This is a genomic window from Roseisolibacter sp. H3M3-2 (genome assembly GCF_029211165.1).
Taxonomy (GTDB): Bacteria; Gemmatimonadota; Gemmatimonadetes; order Gemmatimonadales; family Gemmatimonadaceae; genus Roseisolibacter.
In genome coordinates this window covers 1-2,787 of record NZ_JARGEK010000498.1, presented here as the reverse complement: position 1 = coordinate 2,787, position 2,787 = coordinate 1, and the positions used below count along the sequence as shown (strand labels likewise).

Here is a 2,787-nt window from a genome sequence, read left to right as displayed (position 1 = left end):
GGGCGCGTCCCCGCGCCGCCCCCCGTCGTCGCCGACCTGCGCGCGGCGTGCGTCCCGCGCGCGGCGAGCGACGGCGGGCAGGACGAGGCCGCGCTCCTTCCCGCGGAGTTCTGCCCGACGCCGGGCTGGGCGCTGCTGCACGGGAGCGCCGGCGTGCGCTGGCCCGTGGGCGCGCGGCTGCACGCGGTGACGCTGGCCGTCGACAACGCGCTCGACGCGACGTGGCGCGACCACCTGTGGCGCGCCAAGCAGGTCGCGCCGCAGCCGGGGCGCAACCTGCGCCTGCTCTACCGGGTGACGCTGTGAGCGCGCGCCGACTGCTGGGCGCGCTCGCCGCGCTGGCGCTGGCCGCGCTGGCGCTCGCCGCCTGCGAGCACCCGATCGCGATCGTCACGCCGCACGTCGAGGCGGCGGACGTGCTGGTGCGCGACGCCGACGGCGCGACGCTGGCGCGCACGCACGACAACCGCCGCTGGGAGGGCGGGCCGCTGGTGGCCCGCGACGGCGCCGCGACCGCGGTGGTGGTCGAGCTGCTCGACTTCCAGGGGCGCGCGCTGTCCGACGCCGCGTCGCGCGCCGACGTCGAGCTGCGGCTCGAGGCCGAGGACGACGGGCGCGTGGCGTGGGAACCGCTGCGCGGGCGCGGGCTCCTGCACGGCCTCGCCGCCGGGCGCACGCGCGTGCGCTTCCTCGTGTGGCACCAGACGCACGCCGACCTCGTGACGCCGTGGATCCCCCTTGAGGTGCGCCCGGCGAGTCCCCCCACCTCCACCGGATCCCCGCGATGACCCGCACCGCCGCCACGCTCCTCCTCGCGCTCACCCTCGCCGCGTGCGGCGGCGACGGCGGGGGCGCCGCCGCGCCGCCGACCGACGCGGCGCCGCTCGTCGTCGCCGAGATGGTGCTGGTCGACGAGTCGGGGACGATGATGTACTCGCACCGCGACCACTGGCACGGCTTCCCGGTGGTGCCGGCGGGGCGGCAGCTCGCGCTGCAGCAGTTCTTCGTCGCGCGCTCGTCCGGGGGCGACGACCACGAGCCACCCCCGCGCGGGGAGTGGTTCTCGCTCGCCGCGCACCCCGACGCCGAGCTGCGCGTGGTGGTCGGGGACACGACGGTCGGCCGCTGGAGCGGCGACAAGGTGCGCGGCGCGCTCGACGGGCGGCGCGCGGGGGCGTCGGTCGTGACGTACGTCGTGCGCCGCGGGGCGACGACGCTGAAGGAGGTCCCGCCGCTGAACTTCGTGGTGCGCTGAGGCGGTATTGACGGCGGCGGGGAATTGTAACTATCATAGTTACATGCCCCGCAGCTCCCGCTTCTCCGTCGCCCTGCACGTCCTCGCCCACCTCGTCGACGCCCCCGAGCCGCAGACGTCGGAGGCGCTGGCCGGGTGCGTGGGGACCAACCCCGTCGTCGTGCGCCGCACCATGGCGGGGCTCCGCGACGCCGGCCTCGTGACCTCGGCGCGCGGCGCCGGCGGCGGGTGGGCGCTCGCGCGCGCCGCCGACCGCATCACGCTGCGCGACGTGCACGCCGCGCTCGGCGAACGGCTGCTGCAGGGGATCGACGTCGGCGGCCCGCACGCGCCCGCGGGCGGCTGCCGCATCCAGCGCGCGGTCGCCGGCACGCTCGACGAGTTCCTCGACGACGCCGAGGCGCTGCTCGCCGCCCGGCTCGGCCGCATCACCCTCGCCGCGCTCGCCGAGCGCGTGCGCGCGCTGGGCCCGGTCGCCACCCTCGCCCCCCACGGTCATGCCTGACGCGACGTACGATTCCCCCTACGACGCCGTCGTCGTCGGCGGCAGCTGGGCCGGACTGGCCGCGGCGATGCAGCTGGCGCGCGCGCGCCGCCGGGTGCTGGTCGTCGACGCCGGCCGCCCGCGCAACCGCTTCGCCGCGCACGCGCACGGCTTCCTCGGGCAGGACGGGCGCGCGCCCGCCGCCGTCATCGCCGACGCGCGGGCGCAGGTGCTGGCGTACCCCACCGCCGAGGTGCGCGCCGACGAGGCGAGGCACGCGGCGGCCGAGGGCGGGCTCTTCGCCGTCGCCCTCGCCTCGGGCGCGACGGCGCGCGCGCGGCGCCTGGTGCTCGCCACCGGGATCGTCGACGAGCTCCCCGACGTGCCGGGGCTGCGCGAGCGCTGGGGGACGGGCGTGCTGCACTGCCCGTACTGCCACGGCTACGAGGTCGGCGACCGACGGCTGGGCGTGCTCGCGGTGGGCGAGGGGAGCCTGCACCAGGCCCTCCTGCTCGGCGACTGGAGCGCCGACGTCACGCTCTTCACGAACGGCACCTTCGCGCCGACGGCGGCGCAGCGCGACGCGCTCGCGGCGCGCGGGGTGCGCGTGCCCGAGCGCCGCGTGGCCGCCGACGTCGGCGAGGCGCCGGCGCTGGCGGGCGTGGTGGTCGAGGGGGCCGACGGCCGCGCCGTGGTCGCCGTCGACGCGGTGTTCACGGCGACGCGCACGCACCTGGCCGGGCCGCTCGCGGGACAGCTCGGCGTGGCGGTGGACGAGGGGCCGATGGGGCCGATCATCCGCACCGACGCCAAGCGGCAGACCACGGTGCCCGGCGTCTACGCCGCGGGCGACGTCGCCCGCGCGCCGCACAACGCGACGTGGGCCGCCGCCGACGGCGTGACGGCCGGCGTGTACGCGCACCAGTCGCTCGCGCTGCCGGCCCCCTGAGCGTCGGCGGCCGCCCGCGCGGGGCTCAGGCGCTCGCCCGCAGCGCCGCCGCCGGGTCGAGGCGCGAGGCGCGGCGCGCGGGGGGCCACGCGGCCACGG

At 78.9% G+C, this 2,787-nt stretch carries 5 protein-coding genes; all 5 read left to right on the top strand.

All coding sequences use genetic code 11. From position 1 onward, the window contains the following. Positions 1-306: TonB-dependent receptor (locus tag PYV61_RS23600; protein ID WP_275836322.1), on the top strand; the 306-nt coding region annotated here is incomplete at its 5' end. Further along, positions 303-788 carry a hypothetical protein gene (locus tag PYV61_RS23595; RefSeq protein WP_275836320.1) on the top strand — a complete coding sequence of 162 codons (486 nt, stop codon included), beginning with the start codon at positions 303-305 and terminating at the stop codon, positions 786-788. The genes PYV61_RS23600 and PYV61_RS23595, both read left to right, overlap by 4 nt. Next, complete coding sequence (locus tag PYV61_RS23590) at positions 785-1,255, top strand: hypothetical protein (RefSeq protein WP_275836318.1); 471 nt, start codon at positions 785-787, stop codon at positions 1,253-1,255. The genes PYV61_RS23595 and PYV61_RS23590 overlap by 4 nt, the downstream gene beginning before the upstream one ends. Positions 1,256-1,298: 43 nt before the next feature. Beyond that, positions 1,299-1,760, top strand: a complete 462-nt coding sequence (locus PYV61_RS23585) for an Rrf2 family transcriptional regulator (protein ID WP_275836316.1) — start codon at positions 1,299-1,301, stop codon at positions 1,758-1,760. Continuing rightward, entirely contained in the window at positions 1,753-2,688 is a 936-nt protein-coding gene (locus PYV61_RS23580; RefSeq protein ID WP_275836314.1) for an NAD(P)/FAD-dependent oxidoreductase, read from the top strand. Before PYV61_RS23585 ends, PYV61_RS23580 begins: the two co-directional genes overlap by 8 nt. Positions 2,689-2,787 lie beyond the last annotated feature (99 nt).